Origin of the sequence: Streptomyces sp. NPDC048211 (assembly GCF_043202315.1) — a bacterium.
GTDB lineage: Bacteria > Actinomycetota > Actinomycetes > Streptomycetales > Streptomycetaceae > Streptomyces.
The window spans coordinates 469,539-493,806 of record NZ_JBIDAD010000001.1 but is presented as its reverse complement, the minus strand read 5'-3'; the positions used below and the strand labels follow the sequence as shown (position 1 = coordinate 493,806).

Here is a 24,268-nt window from a genome sequence, read left to right as displayed (position 1 = left end):
GGACAGGCAGCCGAGGACGCCCACGCGGTCAGCCCCAGGACGGCACACGAAGACAGCCCCCAGCACACCGAAGGACAGGTGAAACCGATGGTGACCGGTATCCCCGGCCGGAACACGGCCGCCCCGCCCGACCCCGGCACCTTGCCCGGCCTCGCCGACGCGCTGCGGGCCGACGCCGCCAGGTTGGAGGAGTACGCGCGCACCCTGCGCGCCACCGCCGCGACACTCGGCGGCCTGGCCGAGGCTCCGGACTGGAGCGGCCCCGCGCTGGAACGCCAGGCATCGTCCTGCCTGGTCGCGGCGGAGCAACTCCGCACCGCGGCGGCGGCGTTGGACAGCCATGCCCGGCCCGCGACGGCTCCGGGCTGAGGGCCGCCCCTCGCGCCCGAGCCCGCGGAGGCCGGCCCCCGCGCCGGGCCGAGGACCGGGCCGAGGACCGCCCCCGGGCCGGAGCCCGCACGTGGGAGCGTTCAGGCGCCCGGGGCCGTGGGGGCCGCGAGCGAGACGACGTACCGTCCGTCGTCCTCCGGCAGATTGCGGTGGACCAGCTGCGCGAAGCCGCGGGTCTCCCGGATGATCCGCATCCCCTCGGGCGAGAAGGTCGACGGGGTGAACAGGCGCGGCGCCAGCAGCGGGTTGTTGAGCGCCTCGGAGAAGGCGTCGACCGAGATGACGCGTTCGAGCAGCCTGCCGAAGATGGCTCCCGGCCCGGGTTCCTCGGCGAACAGCCCGACGAACAGCTCGACGTCGTCCACGCGCGCGTAGGTGTCCCGCAGCCCCTCGCGGACCTGCGGATCGCCGGAGATCTGCTGCCAGTCGGTCACGCGGGGAAAGCCGTAGTAGGCGCGGTAGTCGTTGTACGTGGCCAGGCCGAGCTCCCGGCCCACGGCGATGCTCCGGGCCTCGATGGGCAGCAGCAGCGGGTCGGTGTTGAACAGACCGGATCGGCCCGCGGGCTGGAGGGAGAGGTCCTGGAAGAGCGGCCCGAGGCCCCGGTCAAGGACGAGCTGCCCGTTGGCGACGGTCCCTGCCAGGGGCACGTCCCGGCCGCCGATCGCGTACGTGGAGGGGATCAGGCTGTGCCACCGGTAGACCAGGCTGAACTCGATCGTCGCCCAGTTCTCCCGGTGCCACACCCCCTTGTCGGTGCGGACCGGGTCGAGGACGAACCGGAAGTGGTACGGCGTGATGTGGTTGATGTACTCCTCCAGCATCACCCGGATCATCATCACCACCAGGGTGTTCCGGGTGGTCTGGAAGACCCGCTCGTCGTCCCAGTCCGGGTGCGCCGCGGCGAGGACGGCCGCGACCCGGTTGTGCTCGCGCAGGAAGAGGACGTTCATCGCCATCGGCCCGATGTGCGCGTGGACGCGGTCGCCGCCGCAGGCGAACAGGGTGTCGCGGAGCTGATCGGGAACCTCGTCGAAGCGGACCGGCTTGAGCGCGCCGAACTCCCGCTTGATCCTTCCGCCTTCGCACAACGCGGGCGGGAACTCGCCGCCGTCGACCGTGCGGCTCTTCAGCCTGCCGCCCTCGAACGTCCGCAGGCAGGCGGTGGCCTCCTCGCTGTCGCCGTACAGCTGGGACATGTCGAGGGTGTGCGGGGAGTCGGTCCTGCGCGGGTCGCCCGTGGCTCCGTGACCGCGCAGGAAGCCGTCGGTGAACCACTGGGCGAAGGCGGGCAGCAGCGCGCTGGAACGCCCGCAGGGGCGGGTGGGGCCGCTGCGCCGGAACAGCTCGGTGACCGTCTCCACGGCCGGCCGGGCGGGGTGCGGGTCCGCGAGCGGGGGCAGGTGCCGTCCCACGTAGGAGCGGTCGGTCAGCGACGGCCAGGAGGTGTACGGGCTCTTGGTGCTCAGCGGGTTGGGGCGGGTCGGGGCCTTGAGCACGGCCAGGTCGGTGAGGGTGGAGTTCACCCGGCGGTGCAGCGCGTGGCGGCTGTGCACCATCCGCCACATCGGGCCGTAGTGGGTCAGCAGGTGCGACTCGAAGCGGTTGCGCCAGCCGTCCCTGGACCGGTCCCGGCCGGTGGTCTGCGCCTCGGGCCGGGAGGGGGCGGTGGTGGTCATGGGTCCTCCGGACGGGTCGGATGGATGGGCGCGGCGACGTGGGGGATCAGCGGCCGCCGGAGTCCGGGCCGGCCGCCACCGGGTAGTGCTGCGGGTAGGGCGTCGCGGCGTAGTCCATCGCCTCCTCGCCACCGGCCGGCGGCCGGATCCCGGGGCGCAGCAGCACCCGCCGCACCAGCTCCGGAACGATGACGGACGCCGCGTACCTGCCCACGCAGTCGTGGGCGCCGTATCCGAGGACGAGGTTGTGCGACGGCGGCCGTCCGGTCCGGAACTCGGTGGGAGCGTCGACGACGTCCTCGTCGAACATCGCCGAGTACAGGGAGGCGACCACGGGGGTCCCCGCGGGAATCGGCGTCTGCCGGGGTGTTCCCGCCGCGAGGACGTGGTCGCGTACGCACAGGCGGGGGGTGGCCGGCACGAAGGGGTGGAAGCGCAGCGCCTCCCAGACGTACGCGTCGAAGCGCGCGGGGTCGGGGTCGGCGGCCGCCCGCTCGGCCTCGGCGAGCGCCTCGGGGCGGAGCGCCAGCTCCTTGAGGGCGGTGGCCGCGCACTGGGTGGCGTTCTGCTGGTACCCCGTGAGATAGCCGACGAGGTTGGCGTTGATCCGCTCGTCGTCGAAGCCGAACTCGTCGGGCAGCCGGGTGCGCAGCATCCGTCCCAGGACGTCGTCGGGGCGGTCCGTTCCGTCCGTCCCGTCCCTCCCGCAGGCCCGGCGCCGGGTGATGAGGGCGGCCACCCGGTCGTGCAGTTCCTTGCCGGCGGCGGCCCCGGCGGCGTGGACCTCCGGGTCACCGCCCGGGTTGACCGCGAACGCCCACTGCATCCGGCGCGAGTGGGTGTGCAGCATCTCCTCGGGGATGCCGTCGAAGCCGAGGTACTCGACGGCGACCCGGGCGGCCGCCACCCGGGCGTAGTCCTGGATCAGGTCGAACGTGTCGCTCCCGCGCCCGGCGGCCCCCGCCACGGCCGCGTCCAGTACGGCGTCGGCGAGGGACGCGGTGAGGGCGCGGACCCGGGGCGCGTCCTCGGGGGCGAGGACCATCTGCCCGTACCCGCGCTCGCGCCAGTGCACGTCCGCGCCGTCGCGGGCGAGGATGAAGGGGGCGCCCAGCACGTCTTCGAGGGCGGGTCCGAGGACACCGACGGTGAAGACCTCCGGCGTCGACAGCACCTCCAGGACGTCCGGGTGCCGGGTGACGAAGACGCCGAGCGGGGTGGCGAACACGGGCCGTGCCGCACGCAGCTCCCGGAAGAGCCCGGCCTTGTCCGTGGCCGTCTTCCGGCGGAGCAGGGCGATCCGCTGCGCTGCGTCTGTCTCGGGGACCGCGTCGTACGCGGCGAGGAAGTCCACGGTGATGACCGCCTGTGAGGGAAGGGAGGGCCGGAGGCGTGTGCGAGCCGCTCCACGGACGGCGCGACGCCGGACCGGCTCGCACGACTGCGCACCCGATCATTCAGACACGCGTCCGGGGCGGCCGCATGCCGACGGCGCAGTCGGGTGTCCCCGCCCGCGGACCGCGAGCTGCCGGCGAGGGGGCGGCGGTGTCAAGTCCGGTACCGGTGGGGCCCGTTCCGCGGCTGCGGTACCGGTCGGACCCGGACACGCAAGAGTCACTTTCGGGCCAACTACGCGCCGAGGAGACCGTTCGCGAACGGGGTGCGATCAACCACGTGGGCGGTTTCGGAGGGCCCGAAACATGGCCGGAAATGCCCGATCCCCCGAGGGAACGAACACCGGCCCGTAGGCCAACCCGGCTGAAAACGGCTGTACCTGTTCCCCGTACACCTTGATAACTTCCGGAACTCAGCGTAATTGAAAAGTGCACTCGAAAGGGTGGCGATGACCTCCCCAGCTCCCGCACCGAAGATCCCTCAGCTGTGGGTTCCACTCCCGTCGGGGATCCACCCGGGCTGGCGTGAGATCGACGAGCGCTCGGCTGCCTGGCTCGATCGCTTCGGCCTCTACTCCGACCGGGCACAGCGCGAACGGCTGACACGGATCTCCGTCGGGGAGATAACCAGCCGCGGCGCCCCGTCCGGGCGCCTGGCGGCGCTGCAGTGGACGTCGGACTTCCTGATGTGGCTCTTCGCCTTCGACGACGAATACTGCGACGAGGGCCCGGTCTCGGCATCCCCGGACGCCACCCTGCTCATCGTCACCAAGCTCCAGCGCATCGTCGAAGTCCCCTGGACCACCCCCACCGACGACAGCTACAGCGCCGCCCTGCGCGAACTGCGGCTGCGGCTGGAGAACCTGACCACGCCCGTGCAGACCGCGCGCTGGGCCGCCGGCTTCCGCGCGTATCTCCAGGGCCAGGTCTGGATGGCCGCCAACAACGCCCACGGGCGGATTCCCACCCTCTCGGACCACCTGGCCGTCCGGCTCGACTCCTCGGCGGTCAAGATCTTCTCGACCCTGAGCGAGATCATCCACGGATACGACCTCCCGGCGGCCGACTACGAGCGCCACGACGTCCGCGGGTTCGTCGAGGTCTTCGCCTCGATCATCGGCTGGTCCAACGACCTGGTCTCGTACCACAAGGAGCGCCAGCGCAGTCAGGACGGATACGGGAACATCGTCGACCTGATCGCGTACGAGCGGAACTGCACGCTCGCCGAAGCGGTCAGCGAGACCGCCATGATGCACACCCGCGCCATGGCCCTCTACCTCCGGCTGCGCGACCAGATCCTGCACGACGCCGGCCCCGAGCTCCACCGCTGGATCACCGACTGCGACCACTGGATCCGGGCCGACTACGACTGGTCCCTCACCACCAACCGCTACGTCAATCCGGAGAACCCCGCCGACCTTCCCGCCGGCAGCGCCGCCTCCCCCTTCCACGCACGGGAAGCGGACCAGCCGCTGCCGATCGCCAGCATCGCCTGGTGGTGGACCCTGCTCAAGGACGAGTGACCGGGGCGGAGTGCTTCCCGCCCGGCCCCGGACCGGGAGGAAACGGCTCAGCCGGTCAGGAGGTCCCTCAGCCGATCGCGCCCAGGACCACGAGCAGGACCGCGCCGGCCACGGCCGGCGCGATGACCTCGTACGCCCAGCGCACCGACTTGACCGTGCCCCCGGCCACGGGCTTGTCACCCGCGCGCTCGGCCAGCTCCCGCAGGTCTACGACCGTCTGGTCCGCGGCGGCCGTCCGCCCCTTCGTGTCGCGCACGTCGGCGGTGACGGACGTCCTGCGGTACGGGTCGTCCATCGACTGCCGGGTCTGGTGACGGGCGGCCTTCTTGCGCTGCCGCAGCGACACCGGGACCGCCCAGAGCTGGAACTTCTCGTTGTCGCGCGTGAAGAGCTCGCTCGAATACCCGGCCCGGACGTCCGCCACATCGGTCCACGGCAGCGTGATCGTCCGGAACGGGTTGCGGATCCTGATGCGCTCGTCGTTGGCGAACACCACGGGCCGCAGGCTGAAGGCGACCACCAGCGGCACCACGGTCAGCAGCCCGGCCAGGGACAGCCACGGCACGCGGCCCTCGCCCCGGATCGCGGCGTCGCCGCCGATCCAGCAGATCAGCAGGAGCAGCAGGGCGCCCCCGACCAGCCCGGCGGGCGACCGGAAGGTCCGGTCGGCGTAGGTGGGCTCGGAGGGCTGGGTGGGGCTCGTCATGAGCCCGATTCTGCCTGACGCGGGCACCGAACGCGGGGGCGGCCGCCCGGACACGCGTACGGATCTCGTCGGGACCCGTTGCGGGCAGGCGTGCGCCCCACCCGCCGGCGCCGCGCGATGCACGAACGGCCGGGGCCCCTGTACAGGCCGCTACGCGCGTAGATATGCTCCTCTGGTGACCATGCCCACCACTGCTCCCGCATTCGCCGACGCGACGGCGTCCGACAGTGCGCTGCGCCGCTTCCTGCACGGGCTGCCCGGCGTCGACGCCGTCGGCCTCGAAGCGCGCGCCGCCTCCCTCGGAACCCGGTCGATCAAGACGACGGCCAAGGCGTACGCCATCGACCTCGCCATTTCGATGATCGACCTGACGACGCTGGAAGGCTCGGACACTCCGGGCAAGGTCCGCGCGCTCGCCGCCAAGGCCGTCCATCCCGATCCCACCGACCGCACGACCCCGCACACCGCGGCGGTCTGCGTCTACCCCGACATGGCGGCGACCGCGGTCGCCGCCCTGGCCGGTTCGGGCGTGAAGGTGGCGTCCGTCGCGACGGCCTTCCCGGCCGGGCGCGCCGCACTCGCCGTGAAGCTCGCGGACGTCCGCGACGCGGTGGCGGCCGGGGCCGACGAGATCGACATGGTGATCGACCGCGGCGCCTTCCTCTCCGGCCGCTATCTGAAGGTGTACGAGGAGATCCTCGCCGTGAAGGCCGAATGCGGCCGGGCCCGGCTGAAGGTGATCTTCGAGACGGGCGAGCTGTCCACGTACGACAACATCCGGCGCGCCTCCTGGCTCGGGATGCTGGCGGGCGCGGACTTCATCAAGACGTCGACCGGCAAGGTCGGGGTCAACGCCACCCCCGCCAACACCCTGCTGATGCTGGAGGCGGTGCGCGACTTCAAGGCGCAGACCGGGATCCAGATCGGCGTGAAGCCGGCCGGCGGCATCCGCACCTCCAAGGACGCCCTCAAGTTCCTGGTGCTGGTGAACGAGACGGCGGGCGAGGACTGGCTGGACAACCACTGGTTCCGCTTCGGCGCCTCCAGCCTGCTGAACGACCTGCTGATGCAGCGCCAGAAGCTCAGCACCGGCCGTTACTCCGGCCCCGATTACGTGACGGTGGACTGATTCCCATGGCATCTGCATTCGAGTACGCACCGGCGCCGGAGTCCCGTTCCGTCGTCGACATCGCCCCCTCCTACGGCCTGTTCATCGACGGTGAGTTCACCGACGCGGCCGACGGCCAGGTCTTCAAGACGGTCAGCCCGTCGTCGGAGGAGGTGCTCTCCGAGGTCGCGCGGGCAGGCTCCGCGGACGTGGACCGGGCCGTGAAGGCGGCCCGCCGGGCGTTCGAGAAGTGGTCGGCGCTGCCCGGCTCCGAGCGCGCCAAGTACCTCTTCCGGATCGCCCGGATCATCCAGGAGCGCAGCCGCGAGCTCGCCGTCCTGGAGACCCTCGACAACGGCAAGCCGATCAAGGAGACCCGCGACGCGGACCTCCCGCTGGTCGCCGCGCACTTCTTCTACTACGCGGGCTGGGCCGACAAGCTGGACCACGCGGGCTACGGCGCGAACCCGCGCCCGCTCGGCGTGGCCGGCCAGATCATCCCGTGGAACTTCCCGCTCCTGATGCTCGCGTGGAAGATCGCCCCGGCGCTCGCCACCGGCAACACCGTGGTGCTCAAGCCCGCCGAGACGACCCCGCTCTCCGCGCTCTTCTTCGCGGACATCTGCCGCCAGGCGGGCCTGCCCAAGGGCGTCGTCAACATCCTGACGGGTTACGGGGACGCGGGCTCGGCCCTCGTCGACCACCCGGACGTCAACAAGATCGCCTTCACCGGATCGACGGTCGTCGGCAAGGCCATCGCCCGCCAGATCGCCGGCACCGGCAAGAAGGCCACGCTGGAGCTGGGCGGCAAGGGCGCCAACATCGTCTTCGACGACGCCCCGGTCGACCAGGCCGTCGAGGGCATCGTCACCGGCATCTTCTTCAACCAGGGCCAGGTCTGCTGCGCGGGCTCGCGGCTCCTCGTGCAGGAGTCGGTCGAGGAGGAGCTGCTGGACTCCCTCAAGCGCCGGCTGTCCACGCTGCGCCTCGGCGACCCGCTGGACAAGAACACCGACATCGGCGCGATCAACTCCGAGGAGCAGCTCTCCCGGATCACCGCGCTCGTCGAGACCGGCGAGGCCGAGGGCGCGGACCGCTGGTCCGCACCGTGCGAGCTGCCCTCCGCCGGCTACTGGTTCGCGCCGACGCTGTTCACCGGCGTCACCCAGGCGCACACCGTCGCCCGCGACGAGATCTTCGGCCCGGTCCTGTCCGTGCTGACCTTCCGCACGCCGGACGAGGCGGTCGCCAAGGCCAACAACAGCCAGTACGGCCTCTCGGCCGGCATCTGGACGGAGAAGGGCTCCCGCATCCTCGCTGTGGCGAACAAGCTCCGGGCGGGCGTCGTCTGGGCCAACACGTTCAACAAGTTCGACCCGACCTCGCCGTTCGGCGGATACAAGGAGTCGGGCTTCGGCCGCGAAGGCGGCCGTCACGGTCTGGAGGCCTACCTCGATGTCTGACGGGCGACTGAGCGTCTTCAAGACCTACAAGCTGTACGTCGGGGGCAAGTTCCCCCGCTCCGAGAGCGGCCGGGTGTACGAGGTGACGGACTCGAAGGGCAACTGGCTGGCGAACGCCCCCCAGTCCTCCCGCAAGGACGCGCGTGACGCCGTCGTGGCCGCCCGCAAGGCGTTCGGCGGCTGGTCGGGCGCGACCGCGTACAACCGCGGCCAGATCCTCTACCGCGTCGCGGAGATGCTGGAGGGCCGCCGGGACCAGTTCGTCCGCGAGGTGGCGGAGGCCGAGGGGCTGTCGAAGTCCAAGGCCGCGGCCGTCGTGGACGCGGCCGTCGACCGCTGGGTCTGGTACGCGGGCTGGACGGACAAGATCGCCCAGATCGTGGGCGGGGCGAACCCGGTCGCGGGCCCGTTCTTCAACCTCTCGACCCCCGAACCGACCGGTGTCGTGACCGTCCTGGCCCCGCAGGAGTCCTCGTTCCTGGGCCTGGTCTCGGTGCTCGCACCGGTGATCGCGACGGGCAACACGGCGGTCGTCGTGGCCTCGGCGCGGTCCCCGTTGCCCGCGTTGTCGCTGGGCGAGGTGCTGGCCACCTCGGACCTGCCGGGCGGGGTCGTCAACATCCTGTCGGGGAAGACCGCGGAGATCGCCGCGCCGCTCGCCTCCCACCAGGACGTGAACGGCATCGATCTGACGGGGGCCGACGCGGATCTGGCGAAGGAGCTGGAGATCGCGGCGGCCGACAACCTGAAGCGGGTCCGCCGTCCACAGCCTGTGGACGGCGGCGCGGAGGCCGGGACCGACTGGTCGGCCGATCCGGGCACCCACCGGCTCACCGCGTTCCTGGAGACCAAGACCGTCTGGCACCCGACGGGCGCACTGGGCGTCTCGGGCTCCTCGTACTGACGCGCACGGGCAGCGGCCCGTACCCGGGGTCTCCCGGGCACGGGCCGCTTCCGGTGTCAGCCGTGCAGCAGTCCCGCGACCTGTCCGACCACGGGCAGGTCCTTCAGCGCGCCGCCGCTGGTCACCGGGTCGGTGACGAGGGCGGTGGAGACCGGCTTGAAGTCGGCGATCTGGGTTCCCACCGCGTTGTCCAGCGGGTCCACACCCGTGCCGGCCAGCGGGTCGAGCCGCAGATGCGTCACGGGGGCGATGCCGTTGCCGAGCGAATGACCGAGCGCCCCGGTGAGCGCGCCACCGGCCGCCTCGCTCGCCTCGCCGAGGCTGGTGTCCGTACCCGACGCCTGCACGAGGGGCAGCGGAGCCGCCTGGGCCGCCGCACCCCCCGCGCCGAGCGCGGCGCCCACCGCGGTGACGGTCAGACCTGCCCGCAGCAGCGTGCGGCGCCGGGACTTGGAAAGTGCGTGACGTGCCATGAAGTTCCCACCTGATCGGGCCGATTCGGCCGATTCGAACCATCAATCGAGTAATCGGTTGAGTGCACAGAGTAGTTGAGGTGTGATGCCGGATACCAACAAGACCTCCGGGGATCCCCTGTGCGGGTCAATGCCTCACACTTGTGTTCTGTGAGTTCCCAAGCGATTTCGAGCCGCGTCGTCCTGCTGGCGGGCCCCTCCGGCTCCGGCAAGTCATCCCTGGCCGCCCGTACCGGTCTTCCGGTGCTGCGGCTGGACGACTTCTACAAGGAGGCAGGCGACCCGACGCTGCCCGTCGTCACCGGCAGCACGGACATCGACTGGGACTCCGCGCTGTCCTGGGACGCCGACGCGGCGGTCGCCGCGATCACGGACCTCTGCCGCACCGGACGGACCGACGTCCCGGTGTACGACATCGCGACCAGCTCCCGTACGGGGCACGAGGGCTTCCACATCGAGCGCACACCGCTCTTCGTGGCCGAGGGGATCTTCGCCGCCGACATCGTCGGGCGCTGCCAGTCCCTGGGTCTCCTGGCGGACGCCCTGTGCCTGCGCGGCCGCCCGTCGACGACGTTCCGCCGCCGTCTGCTGCGGGACCTGCGCGAAGGCCGCAAGTCCGTACCGTTCCTGCTGCGGCGGGGCTGGCGGCTGATGCGGGCCGAACGCCGGATCGTGGCGCGCCAGGCGGAACTGGGGGCGTACCCCTGCGGCAAGGCCGAGGCCCTGGGCCGCCTGGCCGCCGCCGCTGCGGGCCGGTGCCGGACGCCGGCACCCGCACCGACGCTGACGTCGGCGGAAGCCGGCCCCGCCGGCGACTGAGGAGCGGAGGCGCGGGAGCAGCGCCCCGGAAACCCGGCACGCGCGCCCGCGGTCCCCATATCCCCGTCCCTGCGCACACGCACTGAGGGGCCGGACAAGACCCCCCGGCCCGTCCGACCCCTCAGCTTCCCCCGTGCACCGCCGCCTCCCCCGAGGCGGCGGCCCGTTTCCCCCGTATCCCCCGTGCACCGCCGCTTCCCCCGAAGCGGCGACCCCGTTCCCCCGTTGCCTCAGGCCACCAGCTCGCCGAAGGACTCCTCCTCGTCACGTCCGAAGCTGAGGACCTCGTCCTCGCGCAGCCGGCGGAGCGACCGCCAGATGCTGGACTTCACCGTGCCGACACTGATGTCGAGGATGGACGCGATCTCCGGGTCCGTACGGCCCTCGTAGTAGCGCAGGACCAGCATCGTGCGCTGCGTCTCGGGCAGTCGCGCCAGCGCCTGCCAGAGCACGGCGCGCAGCTCCGTACCGCGCATCGCGTCCGTGTCGCCCGCCGTCTCCGGCAGCTCCTCGGTCGGGTATTCGTTCAGCTTGCGCCTGCGCCAGGCGCTGATGTGGAGATTGGTCATCGTGCGGCGCAGGTAGCCGCCGACCGCCGCCTTGTCACTGATCCGGTCCCAGGCCCGGTACGTCGAGAACAGGGCGCTCTGCAGCAGGTCCTCGGCCTCGAACCGGTCACCGGTCAGGTGGTAGGCGGTGGCGTACAGGGAGGCGCGGCGCTCCCGGACGTAGGCCGTGAACGCCGCTTCGGCGTCCTCGGCCTGCGCCGGGGCCTTCCGCTCCCCCGTGAGCTCCCCGTACGCGCTTCCCCCGTTGCCCGCCGCCGTGGCGGCAGGCGCGTCGACCACCGTCATGAATGACGGGTACTGACGCCCGGCGCCTCGAACGCACCCCCGCCCGTTCACTGCGGCGCCGGACTTCTCGGTGCTCCGCCCGACGTCGTGGAGACGCGTGACAACTGCGCTCGTGGTGATGCTGTGCGTGGTGTTCATCTCGCGCCCCCCATCGGTGGAGTCCGTCCGTTCCTTGTGTCAACGAGCTTGCCGGGGCGATTTCATGGCCACGTCCGCCGACTGTCACAGACCTGTCACAGGGCCCGGCGTGGGCACGATTCGGGGCCGCCGGATGCATGAGAGGGGACCAACTGTCGAACTAGGGCTCCCCCATGGGTCAGAATGACCAGCGTGCCTTTCCTGTTGCTGATCGAGGACGACGACGCCATCCGCACGGCCCTCGAACTCTCGCTGTCACGCCAGGGCCACCGTGTGGCCACCGCGGCGACGGGAGAGGACGGCCTCAACCTGCTGCGCGAGCAGCGGCCCGACCTGGTCGTGCTGGATGTGATGCTGCCCGGGATCGACGGTTTCGAGGTGTGCCGGCGCATCCGGCGCACCGACCAGCTGCCGATCATTCTGCTGACCGCACGGAGCGACGACATCGACGTCGTGGTCGGACTGGAGTCCGGCGCCGACGACTATGTGGTGAAACCCGTGCAGGGGCGGGTGCTCGACGCCCGCATCCGCGCGGTGCTGCGCCGCGGCGAGCGCGAGTCCACGGACTCCGCCACGTTCGGCAACGTGGTGATCGACCGCTCGGCCATGACCGTGACCAAGGACGGGGAGGACCTGCAGCTCACGCCGACCGAGCTGCGCCTCCTGCTGGAGCTGAGCCGCCGGCCGGGCCAGGCCCTGTCCCGCCAGCAGTTGCTGCGCCTGGTCTGGGAGCACGACTACCTCGGTGACTCCCGTCTGGTGGACGCCTGCGTCCAGCGGCTGCGCGCGAAGGTGGAGGACGTACCGTCCTCGCCGACCCTGATCCGTACCGTGCGGGGCGTGGGATACCGGCTGGACTCGCCGCAGTGAGCACGGCTGTGCGGCGGGGCCTGCTCGCCGGGCTCCGCTGGACCAGCCTGCGGCTCCGGCTCGTCGTCGTGTTCGCACTGGTCGCGCTGACCGCCGCGGTGTCCGCGTCCGGCATCGCGTACTGGCTGAACCGCGAGGCGGTGCTGACCCGTACGCAGGACTCCGCGCTCGGCGACTTCCGCCAGGAGATGCAGAGCCGGGCGGCCTCGCTGCCGCTGCGCCCCACCAAGGAGGACCTGCAGACCGCCGCCGTGCAGATGGCGAGCAGCAGCCCCGGCTACAGCGTGCTGCTGCTCGACGAGCGCGACCCCGGCAAGCCGATCGTCGGCAACTCCGACCTGGACACCTTCACGCTGGACAACGTACCGGCGTCGCTGCGCAAGCAGGTCGACAGGAAGCAGGCGGTCAAGGACGGCAACAAGTACGAGTACCACCTGTTCTGGCAGCGGATATCCATCCGCGGTACCCCGTACCTCGTGGCCGGCACGAAGATCATCGGCGGCGGCCCGACCGGTTACATGCTCAAGTCCCTCGACCAGGAACGGCAGGACCTCAACTCCCTCGCCTGGTCACTGGGGATCGCCACCGCGCTGGCCCTGGTCGGCTCCGCACTGCTCGCGCAGGCAGCGGCGACGACGGTGCTGCGTCCCGTGCAGCGGCTCGGCGACGCCGCCCGCAAGCTCGGTGAAGGCAAGCTCGACACGCGGCTGGTGGTGTCCGGCACCGATGAACTGGCCGATCTCTCCAGGACGTTCAACAGAACGGCGAGCTCGCTGGAGAAGAAGGTCGCGGACATGAGCGCGCGGGAGGAGTCCAGCCGCCGCTTCGTCGCCGACATGTCCCACGAACTGCGCACCCCGCTCACCGCGATCACCGCCGTCGCCGAGGTGCTGGAGGACGAGGCCGACAGCCTCGACCCGATGATCGCGCCCGCCGTGCACCTGGTGGTCAGCGAGACCCGGCGCCTCAACGACCTGGTGGAGAACCTGATGGAGGTCACCCGCTTCGACGCGGGCACGGCCCGTCTCGTCCTCGACACCGTCGACGTCGCCGACCAGGTGACCGCCTGCATCGACGCCCGCGCCTGGCTGGACGCGGTGGACCTGGACGCCGAGCGCGGCATGATGGTCCGCCTCGATCCGCGCCGGCTGGACGTGATCCTGGCCAACCTGATCGGCAACGCGCTGAAGCACGGCGGTTCGCCGGTACGGGTCGCGGTACGGACCGAGGGCGACGACCTCGTCATCGAGGTGCGCGACCACGGCCCCGGCATCCCCGAGGACGTACTGCCGCACGTCTTCGACCGCTTCTACAAGGCCAGCGCCTCCCGCCCCCGTTCCGAGGGCAGTGGTCTGGGGCTCTCGATCGCCATGGAGAACGCGCACATCCACGGCGGCGACATCACCGCCGCGAACTCGCCGGACGGGGACGGCGCGGTGTTCGTCCTGCGCCTGCCGCGCGACGCCGAGGCACTGGACGCCACCACCGAGGGTCACGGCGCCGAGATCCCGGACGAGGAGGACGACGCGACGTGACACGCGAACGCCGGGGCCGCCGCCCCGCCGCAGCCCTGGCCGGTGCCGCGCTCTGCGCCGTACTGGCCGCGGGCTGCGGGATCAGGACCACCTCGGTCCCCGTCGACGCCGGCCCGGCCCCGTCCATGGTTCCGTGCACGATGCCGGCGGAGGACATCACCACCCAGGCCCAGCAGGGCATCCCCGTGCAGGTCTATCTGGTCTGCGCCTCGGAACTGGTCACCGTGGACCGCACCGTCCAGGTCCAGGAGTCGGCGTCGGACCGGCTCCGCATCGCCCGCGCCCTCCTGGACGAACTGCGCCAGGAACCGCCCGCCGCCGAGCGGCAGGCGGGCTTCTCCACGCACGTCCCCGTGGCGCTCCGGATCGGCGGCCCCCGCGCGGGCGACCCGAAGGGCACGCTGCGCCTCAGCGAGCAGCCGGAGGACCTGCCGTCCGAGGCGCTGGCGCAGATCGTCTGTACGTATGCCGAGAGCGAGTCGCTCGTCCCCGACGGCTCGGTGACGCTCGGCGGCCCGGGCAGCTACGCCCCGCGCGCCTATCTGTGCACCACGGAGACGAAGGCCAGCCCGAAGGCCGTACCGACGACGGGCACGGCCCGGCTCTCCTGAGCGGGGACCGGTCCGGGCGTGTCCCGGCCGCCTGATCGGCACCGGTACCAGCCCGTCCCGACCGCCCCGGGCGCCTCGGCCGCCCCGGGCGGGACCGGTCCGGGCGTGCGCCACGGGGTTCCGGAACGGGGTGAGCCAGGTCTCCCCCACCTGAGCGGAACCGATCCTGCCGCCGCCCGCGTCTTGGGTGGCGTGCGTCAAGGTTCGGGCGGCCAAGCCGTCATCCGCTTCCGCGCGGTCGGAGTGTCGCTGCTCCTCGCGCATCTGCTGCTCGTCGGGTGGCTGACCCTGCGCCCGCTGGACGTGCCGTGGATGACCGCCGCCAACCTCCAGCCCTTCGCCGGCATCAAGGCCGACCTCTCTCTCGGCCCGGCCGCCGCCGCCCGTCACATCGGCAAGGAACTCCTGCTGCTGGCACCCCTGGGCGTCCTGCTGCCGCTCGCCGGGGGCCGGCTCTTCGTCTCGCCGTGGGCCTCACTGACCCGTACCGTCGCCGCCGGGGCGCTGATCTCGCTGGCCATCGAACTGGGCCAGACCGGGGTGCCCGGCCAGGTCGTCGACGTGGACTCGCTGATGCTGAACACCATCGGCGTCGCGCTCGCCCACGTCCTGGTCGTCCCGGCCTGGCGGGCGCGGCTGCGCCGCCACAAGCAGCGGCGGATCCAGGTGCTTCCGCCCGCCGGCCGTGAGGTCTCTCAGGGATCGACCCCGACGATTTCCAGGGTCGGCATCGCCCCGTAGAGCGACGCCTCACCGCGTGGCGCGCGCCATCCTGGATACATCGGGAGCGCGACGGACCGCTCCCTCCGCAACGGTTCGCGAAGGAGCCCACCATGGCCGCACTTGCCCGCCCCCGTGACGGACGCATGCTCGGCGGAGTGTGCGCGGCGCTGGCACGGCGCTTCGGCACCTCCGCGAGGACCATGCGCGTCGTCTTCGTCGTCTCGTGCCTGCTGCCGGGCCCGCAGTTCCTGCTCTACCTGGCGCTGTGGCTGCTGCTCCCCGAGGAGAGGACGTCGTCCACCGCGACTGCCTGGTAGCCGTTCCCGTACGTACACCTGTGGGCGGGCACCCGGTAACGGGTGCCCGCCCACAGACAGGTGCGAAGCCGTGCGTCAGCGGCCGAGCGGCAGGCCGTTGGCCGACAGGCCGCTGGTGGTCAGACCACCGGCGGGCATGCCTCCGAGGAGGCCCTTGGCCGGGGCGGCGACGTCGCCCAGGACCTTCGTCTGGCTGGTGCCGAGAAGCTCGGTGGCGGTGTCCTGGACCGGCAGGGTCGACGTGGCGTTCGCCAGCGCGCCGGCGACGGGCAGGACGCTGGTCGCGGTGTCCAGCGGCAGCGCGGAGGCCGACGCGGTGCCGGCGGCGGCAGCGGCGAAAGCGGCACCGAGAGCGGCGACGCCGAGAGTCCTGGCAGCAGACTGCTTCATGTGAAATTCATCCTTGGGGAAGGGGATGTGAGCGGCTCTTGAACGTAGTCAGCCCCCTGCCCGTCCCGCAAACATGGAAAAACGCGGAAAACGGCCGGGAATCACGTTCCCGGCCGTTTTCCGAAGGCGGCCGGTCAGCCGGCGACCGAGGTAGACACGCTGGTCGCAGCGGTCTGCTCGAAGAGCCATTCGGACTTCAGCTCGGCATAGCCGGGCTTGATGACGTCACTGATCATCGCCAGACGTTCATCGAAAGGAATGAATGCTGATTTCATCGCATTGACGGTGAACCACTGCATGTCATCGAGCGTGTATCCGAAGGTCTCGGTCAGCTTCTCGAATTCCCGGCTCATGCTCGTACCGCTCATCAGCCGGTTGTCCGTGTTCACGGTGGCACGGAAGTGGAGCCGGCGCAGCAGTCCGATCGGGTGCTCGGCGTACGAGGCCGCGGCACCGGTCTGCAGGTTGGAGGTCGGGCAGAGCTCCAGCGGGATGCGCTTGTCCCGTACGTAGGACGCGAGGCGGCCGAGCTTCACGCTGCCGTCCTCCGCGACCTCGATGTCGTCGATGATGCGGACGCCGTGACCGAGCCGGTCGGCGCCGCACCACTGGATGGCCTGCCAGATCGACGGGAGGCCGAATGCCTCGCCCGCGTGGATGGTGAAGTGGTTGTTCTCGCGCTTGAGGTACTCGAAGGCGTCGAGGTGCCGGGTGGGCGGGAAGCCCGCCTCCGCACCGGCGATGTCGAAGCCGACGACGCCCTGCTCGCGGTAGCGGTTGGCCAGCTCCGCGATCTCCAGCGAACGCGCGGCGTGCCGCATCGCGGTGAGCAGCGCGCCCACCCTGATCCGGTTGCCGTCCCGGCGCGCCCGGCGTTCACCCTCGCGGAAGCCCTCGTTGACCGCCTCGACGACCTCTTCGAGGCTCAGGCCGGCTTCGAGGTGCTGCTCGGGCGCGTACCGGATCTCCGCGTAGACGACGCCGTCCGCGGCGAGGTCCTCGGCGCACTCGGCGGCGACCCTGACCAGCGCGTCACGCGTCTGCATGACGGCGCAGGTGTGGGCGAACGTCTCCAGGTACCGCTCCAGCGATCCGGAGTCGGCGGCTTCCCTGAACCAGATGCCGAGCTTGTCGGGGTCGGTCTCCGGAAGTCCGTCGTATCCGTTCGCGGCGGCGAGTTCGACGATCGTCCCGGGGCGCAGGCCGCCGTCGAGGTGGTCGTGGAGAAGGACCTTGGGGGCACGCCGGATCTGATCCTGGCCGGGCACATTGAGGGTCGGGCTCATCATTCACGCACTCTAGCGCCTACGCGCGTAGAGCGCCGCTGGGAACGGCTCGCCGATACGTAACAGAGACCGCGAATACGGGTGGCGTACACCTGCCCTTCTGACACTGTTACGTCATGGCACAGCGCGCACTCCCCCTGCCTGCTGCAAGGCTGGGACGGGCCGTCAGGACGGCCGGAGAATCCACCACGGTCAGCGGCGTGGTCCTGCTGCTCCCGGACGGCGAGCCCTACTCGCACCGCCGCCCCTCCTCCCTCTCGTACGCCCTCCAGCTGCCCCTGGCCCGCTCCCTGGCCCGCGCGGGCGGCGACGACGGCCTCGCCGCCCACGTCGTGCACTACCGCTGCCGCGGCTGGAACACCACGGACGCCCACCTCGCGGCGGACGCCGAATGGGCGGTGGACGAAGCCGTACGCCGCTACGGCGACATCCCGGTCTGCCTGGCCGGCCACGGCATGGGCGGCCGCGCGGCACTCCGCGCGGGCGGCCACCCGGCCGTCACCTCGGTCCTCGCCCTGGCCCCCTGGCTGCCGGGCGACCCGGAGGCCGAACCGGAACCCGTGAAACACCTGGTCGGCCGTCAGGTCCTGCTCGTCCACGGCACGAACGACGCCCGCTCCGACCCGGAGCTCTCCTTCCGACTGGCCGAACGCGCCAAGAAGTCCAACCGCGACACCTGCCGCTTCGAGGTCCACTCGGACGGCCATGCGCTGCGCCAGCACCACGCCGAAGTGGCCGCCCTGGCAGCGGACTTCGTCCGCGGCTCCCTCTTCGCCCACTCCTACGCCCGCCCGGTCGCCGACGCACTGGCGGCCCCGCCGCCGCTGGGGCTGCGGATGCCGTTGGCGGCGGGGTTCGGGAAGTCGCTGGGGCACTGAACGGCGGGCCCGGCGCCCGGGCCGCCGCCCCCCGCCCGATGAGGTCACCCGCCGGGCGGTGGGCACCTAACCGCGGTCCGCGTCCGGTTCGGGTTTCGCGTGCAGGATCTCGCGGACCTGCTCCGCGGCGCGCAGAATGCTCTCGCTGATGAAGTCGCTGAAGCGCGCGATGTTTTCGAGGCGGGCGGCGGCGGGGCTGTCCCGGCCGAGGACGCCGACGCCCTGCCGCGCGGTCTCGGCTATCAGGGCGGTGCCCTGGGCGCTGGCGACCGTCGACCGGTACCAGACGTCGTCGTCGACGAAGTACCGCTCGCGGCGGCGTTCGTCGCGCTTGCGCAGGATGAGCCCCTGGCCTTCGAGGAACCCGATCGCCTTGGAGACGGATGCCGGGCTGACCTGGAGGCGCTGGACGAGTTCGGACGCGGTGAGGCTGCCCGCGTCGGCGATGAACAGGCAGGTCAGCACCCGCGCCGCCATCCTGGGCAGCCCCTGATGCATCAGGAGGGTGGTGAACGCCTCCTCGTACGCGCGCACGGCCTCGTCGTCGCGCCCGTCGGCCGGAACCGGCGCCCCCTGCCCCGGGGACGGGGCCTGCTTGCGCCGGTGGGCGCGGCGTTCGGTGGCCCGGTGGGCCAGGTCGGCGCGGTAGCCGGCGGGGCCGCCGTTGCGCATCACCTCACGCGTGATGGTCGAGGTGGGGCGGTCGAGGCGTCGGGCGATCTCCGCGTAGGCGAGGTCGTCGGCCAGCCCCAGGGCGATCTGCTGGCGTTCCTGCTGGGTGAGTCTGCCTCCTGGCATCGCGGCCCCCTTCGTCGTCCGTAGGGGCGCCAGCGTAGCGTTCGCTCTCACCCCAATGCAACGACCGGCCAGGCATTCATTGCATTAGCTCCATCTCCATTGCAATGAAATCCCTATCTTCACCTGCACTTACGGCAGTTGAGTGCAACAACGTCGTTGCCACATCCTCGAACGCAACGTAGCTTTTCCGTTGTAAGAAACGAACGCACACAAGGAGAACACCATGCAGAAGTTCGACACCCCCGCCACCATCTCCGCCCTGATGGACGTCACCGCCGGACGCATCCAGGTCATCGCCGCCGACCGGGCCGACACCACCGTCACGGTCCTGCCCGCCGACGCCTCCAAGGGCCGCGACGTGAAGGCCGCGGAGCAGACCACGGTCGAGTACGCCGACGGCATCCTGCGGATCCAGGGCCCGGCCGAGAAGAACCAGATCCTCGGCGCATCCGGATCCATCGAGGTGACCGTCCAGCTGCCCGCCGGCTCCCGCGTCGAGACGAAGTCGGCCGGCGCCGGGTTCCGCGGCGTCGGACGGCTCGGCGACGTCACCTGCGAGGGCGCGCACGGCTCGGTCAAGATCGACGAGGCCGCGAGCGTGCACGTCACCGCCCACGCCGCCGACGTCACGGTCGGCCGCCTCACCGGCGCCTCGGAGATCAGCACCCAGCAGGGCAACGTCCACGTCACCGAGGCCACCGCCGGCACGCTCGTGCTCCGCACCCGGACAGGCGACGTGACGGTCGGCGCCGCCCGCGGCGTCTCCGCCACCCTGGACGCCGGCACCGGCTACGGCCGGGTCAACAACACCCTGAACAACACCGAGGGCGCCGCGGCCGGCCTGAACATCCGGGCCACCACCGACCACGGCGACATCACCGCCCGCAGCCTGTAAGGACCCCGGCGGCGCGGCCACCCGGCTCCACGTGGCCCGCGATCCACCGCCGGGGCCCTCAGGACCCGCACCGAACACCCCGCCCCACACGACCAGGAGAACCACATGACGAAGAACAGCCCTTCCTCGACCGGTTCGACGTGGACCGGCATGGTGCCGGTCGACGACACGGCCCTGGCCGTGACGGACACCGGCGGCTCCGGAATCCCCGTGATCTACCTCAACGGCCAGTTCGCCACCCAGGGCTACTGGCGGCGGGTCATCGCCGAACTGGGCCCGCAGTGGCGGCACATCACCTACGACGAGCGGGCCCGCGGCAAGAAGTCGAAGCGCTCCGCGGACTACTCCTTCGAGGCCGCCGTCCGGGACGTCGACGCCGTCCTCGCCGCCAGAGGCGTCGACCGCGCGCTCGTGGTCGGCTGGTCCTACGGGGCGTTCGTCGCAGCCCACTGGGCCGCCCGCAACCCCGACCGCGCCCTGGGCGCCGTCATGGTCGAAGGCGCCCAGCCGCACGACTGGCTGGACGACGCCATGGAACAGCGCATCCGCAAGACCTTCCGCCGGCTGAACCTCTTCATGCCGCTGCTGCGCCCGACGGGCCTGACCCCGCGCATGAACGCCGACCAGATGGCGGACTGCAACATCGAACTCGGCAAGCTCGCCCGGGAGCGCGAACTGGGCCCCGTCCTGGACAGCATCACCGTCCCGGCGCGCTACGTGGTCGCGTCGGGCAACTCCCTCGGAAGCAAGGGCGACGAACAAGAGCTCATCCGCGCCAGCCTCGACGGCGTGGTCGCCCGCAACGCCCACATCAAGATCAGCGCGAAGGTCGCCAGCAACCACGACGCGATCCTGAAGAAGGACTTCCTGGCCGTCGCCGAGGCGGTACGCGAGGTCACCGCCCCGGACCGGGGCCTGCGCTGAAGGCCCGCCCGGGGCCCTTGCGGGCGGACACCGGTACAGATCCGCCTGTACGGGTTGACGCTCTGGACGGATTGAGTAACCGTCCGTGATCATGGGCGCGTTGATCGATGCGCGGAAGACGGGGCGGCGATGACGGCAGACCACGAGGGCGCCACGGCGAACAGCGAGTCCGAGCTGTCCGACAGCCTGAGGACATTCGGGGCGGTCCTGAAAGCCCTGCGCGAGGCCGCCGGCCTCACCCAGGAGGACTTCGCGCCCCGCGTGCAGTACTCGCCCGCCTACATCGCCAAGATCGAGCAGGGCAAGCGATTCCCGCCCGCGAGCCTCCCGGAGAAGGCGGCGGAAGCTCTCGGGCCGGTCGCGGGCAAGGTCCTGGGCGCTGCCGCGCGAAGCCTGCGCAGGAGGGCGGGCCTGGCCTCCTGGTTCCAGCAGTGGGCGGGGATCGAGGAGGAAGCGATCACGCTGTACGCGTACGACTGCCGTGGGGTCCCGGGCCTGCTGCAGACCGAGGGGTATATCCGGGCCGTCTTCGACCGGCGGCTTCCACCGCTCGCGGAGGATCAGTTCGAGCAGCAGGTGGCCGCGCGCCTGGCCCGACAGGAGCTCCTGCCCGAACGCCCCAACACATCGTTCTCGTTCCTCATCGAACAAGCAGTCATCGAGCGCCGGTTAGGGGGCACCCAGGTCACGTCCACGCTCATCGACAACCTGTTGACGGAGGGCGGACGCCGCAACGTCGAGGTGCTCGTGATGCCGCTCAGGCAGCCTGATCACTCCGGCATCGACGGGCAGATGTACCTCGCCGAGACTCCCTCGAACAACTGGTTCGGCTACGTCGAAGGCCACGACAGCAGCACTCTTCTCACTGACCCGAAAGTGGTCAGTGCCATGCTCCAGCGCTATGGCAAGATGCGCTCACAGGCGCTGAGTCACGAGGCCTCGGCGGGCCTGCTGAAGCAGATGCCAGGAGCGCTATGAACACCGAACCGGCCTGGTTCAAGAGCAGTTACAGCGGCAGCGGCGGCGACAACTGCATCGAGGTCTCCCTGCACCCCCGCGCCGTCCACGTCCGCGACTCCAAGGACATCGCCCGCCGCCCGTTCACCGTCTCCGCCACCGCGTGGTCCGACTTCACCGCGTACGCCTCGGCCTCCGCCCCCGCCGCCTGACCCCTCAGTCCGGCAGCAGGTTCCCCCGGCGCGACAGCAGGAACTTCTTGAAGGCCGCCACCGGCGGGGTGTCCGGGTGCCCGTCCAGCCAGGCCACGCCGATCTCCCGCGCGGCCCGCGGTGCCGTCACCGTCAGCTCCACCACCCCGGGGCGGGCCACCGCCGGGGGCGGCAGCAGGGCCACGCCCAGGCCGGCCGCGACCAGGCCGCGCAGGGTCTCCGCCTCCTCGCCCTCGAACGCGACGCGCGGGACGAAGCCCGCCTCCGTGCAGAGGTCGTCCGTGATGCGGCGCAGACCGTAGCCCGGCTCCAGGGTGACGAAGGTTTCGTCGGCGGCCTCCGCCAGGCGGACGCGCCGGCGGCCGGCCAGGCGGTGGTCCTCGGGGACGACCAGGCGCAGCCGCTGTTCGTCCAGGCGGCGGGCGACGAGGTCCGGGGCGTCCGGGACCGGTGAGGTGAGGCAGAGGTCCAGGCCGCCCGCGCGGAGGCGTTCGAGCATGGCCTCGCCGTAGTTCTGGACGAGCTGGAAGCGGACCCGGGGATGGTCGACGCGGAAGGCGCGGATGAGCGCGGGGACGGTTTCCGATCCCATGGTGTGGAGGAAGCCGAAGGCGACCTTGCCGGAGGTGGGGTCGGCGTCGGCGCGTACCGAGTCGGCGGCCTTCTCCACCTCCTCCAGCGCCCGCTCCGCCGAGCCGAGGAAGGTGCGGCCCGCGGGGGTGAGGGAGACGGTGCGGCCCTTGCGGGCGAACAGGGCGACGCCCAGGTCCTGTTCCAGCCGGACCATGGCCCGGGAGAGCGTGGACTGCGGGACGCCCAGCTCGTGCGCGGCGCGGGTGACGTGCTCGTGACGGGCGACCGCCTCGAAGTACGCGAGGCGCGGCGCGAGCACCGCTCGAATGTCTTCTTCGTAACTGCTTGGTGACAGCCGAGGCTGTGAGCTGTACTGATGCGCCATGGGATTGATTATCGCGTGTTTGTGCATTGGACGCATGAAAGGCGTCGGCATACGTTCGTGGCATGCCTCCTGCCAGTACCGGGGCGTCCACCGTCGTCGTGGCCGCCTCGCCCCAGTCGTCCCCCGTCGCCACAACCGTTCCCGCCGTCGCGTCGGACCGGCTCGAACCCGGTCGCCCCGGATATCGACGGATGAGCTTCGCGCTCTTCGCCGCCGGTGTGGCGACGTTCGCACTCCTCTACTCCACCCAGGCCCTGCTGCCCGCCGTCTCCGCGTCCTTCGGCGCCACGGCCGGGCAGGCGAGCTGGACGGTGTCCGCCGCGACGGGTGCGCTGGCGCTGTGTGTGCTGCCGATGAGCGCGCTGTCCGAGCGGTTCGGGCGGCGGCAGATGATGACCGCCTCGCTGGTGGTCGCGGTGACCGTGGGGCTGTTCGTGCCGTTCGCTCCCTCGCTGGGCTGGCTGATCGCGCTGCGTGCCGTCCAGGGCGCCGCGCTCGCCGGTCTGCCCGCCTCCGCGATGGCGTACCTGGCGGAGGAGGTCCGGCCGAAGGCGCTCGTCGCGGCGATCGGGCTGTTCGTGGCCGGTAACAGCATCGGCGGGATGAGCGGACGGATCCTCACCGGCTGGATCGCCCAGGCGTGGGGCTGGCGGGCGGCACTGGGAGCGGTCGGGCTGCTGGCCGTGGCCTGCGCGGTGGTCTTCCACTTCATGATCCCCCGGGCCCGGCACTTCACCCCCGGTTCGCTGAACCCGAGGGCGCTGGCCAAGACGGTCGGCGGGCACCTCGCCAATCCGCTGCTGCGTCGGCTGTACGCGATCGGCGCGCTGTTCATGACGGTGTTCGGCGCGGTCTACACGGTGATCGGGTACCGGCTGGTCGAGGCGCCGTTCAGCCTCCCGCAGGGTGTCGTCGGTTCGATCTTCCTCGTCTACCTGGTCGGCACGGTGTCCTCCGCCACGGCGGGGCGGCTCGTCGCCCGGCTGGGGCGCCGGGGTGCGCTCTACCTCGCCGTCTCCACCACGGCCGCCGGTCTGCTGCTCTCGCTCGCCGACCACCTGGCCGCCGTCCTCGTCGGCCTGGTCCTGATCACGGCCGGCTTCTTCGCCGGGCACGCGGTCGCCTCCTCCTCCGTGAGCCGCACGGCGACGAAGGGCCGGGCCCAGGCGTCGGCGCTCTACCAGTCGGCGTACTACCTGGGTTCCAGCGCGGGCGGCACGCTCGGCGCGGTCGCCTTCCACGCAGGCGGCTGGGCGGGCACGGTGGCGCTGGGACTGCTCGCGGTGCTCGGTGTCGTCTCGATCACGCTGTACGGGTCGCGGGCGGCGCGTGCCGAGCGGCTGCGGCCGAGCACCGTGGTCTCCGTACAGAACTGAGACATTCGACGCACAACCAACCACTCCCCGACGCGCGTCTAGCAGGCGGAAGCACCGCACTGCGCGCGAAGGGGAGTTGGGGTTCAC

Annotated in this window: 26 protein-coding genes; 17 read left to right on the top strand and 9 right to left on the bottom strand. The window is 71.4% G+C overall.

Features of this window, described 5'->3' with window-relative positions; genetic code table 11:
- Positions 1 to 87 precede the first annotated feature (87 nt).
- Positions 88 to 369: a hypothetical protein gene (locus ACGFZA_RS02310; protein WP_393676585.1), complete on the top strand. Its 282-nt coding sequence runs from the start codon at positions 88 to 90 to the stop codon at positions 367 to 369.
- 101 nt (positions 370 to 470) lie between these two features.
- Here the strand turns inward: ACGFZA_RS02310 and ACGFZA_RS02305 are convergent, their stop codons facing one another.
- Together ACGFZA_RS02305 and ACGFZA_RS02300 are read right to left on the bottom strand one after the other, a co-directional pair.
- Positions 471 to 2,069 carry a peroxidase family protein gene (locus ACGFZA_RS02305; protein ID WP_393676583.1) on the bottom strand — a complete coding sequence of 533 codons (1,599 nt, stop codon included), beginning with the start codon at positions 2,067 to 2,069 and terminating at the stop codon, positions 471 to 473.
- Between the two features lie 46 nt (positions 2,070 to 2,115).
- Positions 2,116 to 3,423 carry a cytochrome P450 gene (locus ACGFZA_RS02300; RefSeq protein WP_393676581.1) on the bottom strand — a complete coding sequence of 436 codons (1,308 nt, stop codon included), beginning with the start codon at positions 3,421 to 3,423 and terminating at the stop codon, positions 2,116 to 2,118.
- A gap of 489 nt (positions 3,424 to 3,912) precedes the next feature.
- Between ACGFZA_RS02300 and ACGFZA_RS02295 the strand changes: the two genes are divergently transcribed.
- Positions 3,913 to 4,986 carry a (+)-(1(10)E,4E,6S,7R)-germacradien-6-ol synthase gene (locus tag ACGFZA_RS02295; RefSeq protein ID WP_385287920.1) on the top strand — a complete coding sequence of 358 codons (1,074 nt, stop codon included), beginning with the start codon at positions 3,913 to 3,915 and terminating at the stop codon, positions 4,984 to 4,986.
- Positions 4,987 to 5,053: 67 nt separating this feature from the next.
- Here ACGFZA_RS02295 and ACGFZA_RS02290 read toward each other — a convergent pair whose 3' ends face one another.
- Positions 5,054 to 5,692, bottom strand: coding sequence for a PH domain-containing protein (locus tag ACGFZA_RS02290; RefSeq protein ID WP_385287917.1), 639 nt, complete (start codon positions 5,690 to 5,692; stop codon positions 5,054 to 5,056).
- Positions 5,693 to 5,873: 181 nt separating this feature from the next.
- Here ACGFZA_RS02290 and deoC point away from each other — a divergent pair, with 181 nt between their 5' ends.
- From deoC to ACGFZA_RS02275, 3 genes are read left to right on the top strand one after another with little or no spacing between them, the layout of a single operon-like run.
- Positions 5,874 to 6,821: a deoxyribose-phosphate aldolase gene (gene deoC, locus ACGFZA_RS02285; RefSeq protein ID WP_385287936.1), complete on the top strand. Its 948-nt coding sequence runs from the start codon at positions 5,874 to 5,876 to the stop codon at positions 6,819 to 6,821.
- 5 nt (positions 6,822 to 6,826) lie between these two features.
- Positions 6,827 to 8,263 (top strand): aldehyde dehydrogenase family protein, encoded by a 1,437-nt coding sequence (locus ACGFZA_RS02280; RefSeq protein WP_393676578.1) that lies wholly within the window; start codon positions 6,827 to 6,829, stop codon positions 8,261 to 8,263.
- Positions 8,256 to 9,167 (top strand): aldehyde dehydrogenase family protein, encoded by a 912-nt coding sequence (locus ACGFZA_RS02275; RefSeq protein ID WP_393676576.1) that lies wholly within the window; start codon positions 8,256 to 8,258, stop codon positions 9,165 to 9,167. Before ACGFZA_RS02280 ends, ACGFZA_RS02275 begins: the two co-directional genes overlap by 8 nt.
- A 56-nt stretch (positions 9,168 to 9,223) precedes the next feature.
- Here the strand turns inward: ACGFZA_RS02275 and ACGFZA_RS02270 are convergent, their stop codons facing one another.
- The gene (locus ACGFZA_RS02270; protein WP_385287910.1) at positions 9,224 to 9,640 is read right to left on the bottom strand and encodes a hypothetical protein; all 417 of its coding nucleotides are present in this window, start codon (positions 9,638 to 9,640) and stop codon (positions 9,224 to 9,226) included.
- Between the two features lie 150 nt (positions 9,641 to 9,790).
- Between ACGFZA_RS02270 and ACGFZA_RS02265 the strand changes: the two genes are divergently transcribed.
- Positions 9,791 to 10,459: a uridine kinase gene (locus ACGFZA_RS02265; RefSeq protein ID WP_393676574.1), complete on the top strand. Its 669-nt coding sequence runs from the start codon at positions 9,791 to 9,793 to the stop codon at positions 10,457 to 10,459.
- Positions 10,460 to 10,689: 230 nt separating this feature from the next.
- On the opposite strand, the gene ACGFZA_RS02260 is transcribed toward ACGFZA_RS02265, so the two are convergent.
- Positions 10,690 to 11,451, bottom strand: coding sequence for a SigE family RNA polymerase sigma factor (locus tag ACGFZA_RS02260; protein ID WP_393676572.1), 762 nt, complete (start codon positions 11,449 to 11,451; stop codon positions 10,690 to 10,692).
- A 192-nt stretch (positions 11,452 to 11,643) separates the two neighbouring features.
- On the opposite strand from ACGFZA_RS02260, the gene afsQ1 reads away from it, so the two are divergent.
- The 5 genes from afsQ1 (at position 11,644) to ACGFZA_RS02235 (ending at position 15,507) form a co-directional block, all read left to right on the top strand.
- Positions 11,644 to 12,321: a two-component system response regulator AfsQ1 gene (gene afsQ1 / locus ACGFZA_RS02255; protein WP_026249390.1), complete on the top strand. Its 678-nt coding sequence runs from the start codon at positions 11,644 to 11,646 to the stop codon at positions 12,319 to 12,321.
- Positions 12,318 to 13,856, top strand: a complete 1,539-nt coding sequence (locus ACGFZA_RS02250; RefSeq protein WP_393676570.1) for an ATP-binding protein — start codon at positions 12,318 to 12,320, stop codon at positions 13,854 to 13,856. The genes afsQ1 and ACGFZA_RS02250 overlap by 4 nt, the downstream gene beginning before the upstream one ends.
- A complete protein-coding gene (locus ACGFZA_RS02245) occupies positions 13,853 to 14,467 on the top strand; it encodes a hypothetical protein (RefSeq protein WP_385287900.1) in 615 nt (204 codons plus the stop codon). Before ACGFZA_RS02250 ends, ACGFZA_RS02245 begins: the two co-directional genes overlap by 4 nt.
- A gap of 192 nt (positions 14,468 to 14,659) precedes the next feature.
- A complete protein-coding gene (locus ACGFZA_RS02240; RefSeq protein ID WP_385287898.1) occupies positions 14,660 to 15,208 on the top strand; it encodes a VanZ family protein in 549 nt (182 codons plus the stop codon).
- Between the two features lie 92 nt (positions 15,209 to 15,300).
- Complete coding sequence (locus tag ACGFZA_RS02235; RefSeq protein ID WP_385287895.1) at positions 15,301 to 15,507, top strand: PspC domain-containing protein; 207 nt, start codon at positions 15,301 to 15,303, stop codon at positions 15,505 to 15,507.
- A 75-nt stretch (positions 15,508 to 15,582) separates the two neighbouring features.
- Here ACGFZA_RS02235 and ACGFZA_RS02230 read toward each other — a convergent pair whose 3' ends face one another.
- Entirely contained in the window at positions 15,583 to 15,897 is a 315-nt protein-coding gene (locus tag ACGFZA_RS02230; RefSeq protein ID WP_385287892.1) for a hypothetical protein, read from the bottom strand.
- Positions 15,898 to 16,031: 134 nt separating this feature from the next.
- Entirely contained in the window at positions 16,032 to 17,186 is a 1,155-nt protein-coding gene (locus ACGFZA_RS02225) for an adenosine deaminase (RefSeq protein WP_385287889.1), read from the bottom strand.
- Positions 17,187 to 17,299: 113 nt separating this feature from the next.
- Between ACGFZA_RS02225 and ACGFZA_RS02220 the strand changes: the two genes are divergently transcribed.
- The gene (locus ACGFZA_RS02220; protein ID WP_393676566.1) at positions 17,300 to 18,061 is read left to right on the top strand and encodes an alpha/beta hydrolase; all 762 of its coding nucleotides are present in this window, start codon (positions 17,300 to 17,302) and stop codon (positions 18,059 to 18,061) included.
- 66 nt (positions 18,062 to 18,127) lie between these two features.
- On the opposite strand, the gene ACGFZA_RS02215 is transcribed toward ACGFZA_RS02220, so the two are convergent.
- Positions 18,128 to 18,859 (bottom strand): helix-turn-helix domain-containing protein, encoded by a 732-nt coding sequence (locus ACGFZA_RS02215; RefSeq protein WP_385287885.1) that lies wholly within the window; start codon positions 18,857 to 18,859, stop codon positions 18,128 to 18,130.
- A gap of 223 nt (positions 18,860 to 19,082) precedes the next feature.
- Between ACGFZA_RS02215 and ACGFZA_RS02210 the strand changes: the two genes are divergently transcribed.
- The 4 genes from ACGFZA_RS02210 to ACGFZA_RS02195 all read left to right on the top strand — a co-directional run bounded on the left by ACGFZA_RS02210 (position 19,083) and on the right by ACGFZA_RS02195 (position 21,847).
- Positions 19,083 to 19,754: a DUF4097 family beta strand repeat-containing protein gene (locus ACGFZA_RS02210; RefSeq protein WP_393676563.1), complete on the top strand. Its 672-nt coding sequence runs from the start codon at positions 19,083 to 19,085 to the stop codon at positions 19,752 to 19,754.
- Between the two features lie 105 nt (positions 19,755 to 19,859).
- The gene (locus ACGFZA_RS02205) at positions 19,860 to 20,678 is read left to right on the top strand and encodes an alpha/beta fold hydrolase (protein ID WP_393676561.1); all 819 of its coding nucleotides are present in this window, start codon (positions 19,860 to 19,862) and stop codon (positions 20,676 to 20,678) included.
- A 129-nt stretch (positions 20,679 to 20,807) separates the two neighbouring features.
- Positions 20,808 to 21,656 carry a helix-turn-helix domain-containing protein gene (locus tag ACGFZA_RS02200; protein ID WP_393676559.1) on the top strand — a complete coding sequence of 283 codons (849 nt, stop codon included), beginning with the start codon at positions 20,808 to 20,810 and terminating at the stop codon, positions 21,654 to 21,656.
- Positions 21,653 to 21,847 carry a DUF397 domain-containing protein gene (locus ACGFZA_RS02195; RefSeq protein ID WP_393676557.1) on the top strand — a complete coding sequence of 65 codons (195 nt, stop codon included), beginning with the start codon at positions 21,653 to 21,655 and terminating at the stop codon, positions 21,845 to 21,847. The genes ACGFZA_RS02200 and ACGFZA_RS02195 overlap by 4 nt, the downstream gene beginning before the upstream one ends.
- Positions 21,848 to 21,851: 4 nt before the next feature.
- Here ACGFZA_RS02195 and ACGFZA_RS02190 read toward each other — a convergent pair whose 3' ends face one another.
- Entirely contained in the window at positions 21,852 to 22,805 is a 954-nt protein-coding gene (locus ACGFZA_RS02190; RefSeq protein ID WP_385287872.1) for a LysR family transcriptional regulator, read from the bottom strand.
- Between the two features lie 62 nt (positions 22,806 to 22,867).
- Here ACGFZA_RS02190 and ACGFZA_RS02185 point away from each other — a divergent pair, with 62 nt between their 5' ends.
- On the top strand, positions 22,868 to 24,181 hold the full coding sequence (locus ACGFZA_RS02185) for an MFS transporter (RefSeq protein WP_393676555.1): 1,314 nt from the start codon (positions 22,868 to 22,870) through the stop codon (positions 24,179 to 24,181).
- The last annotated feature ends 87 nt before the right edge of the window (positions 24,182 to 24,268 follow it).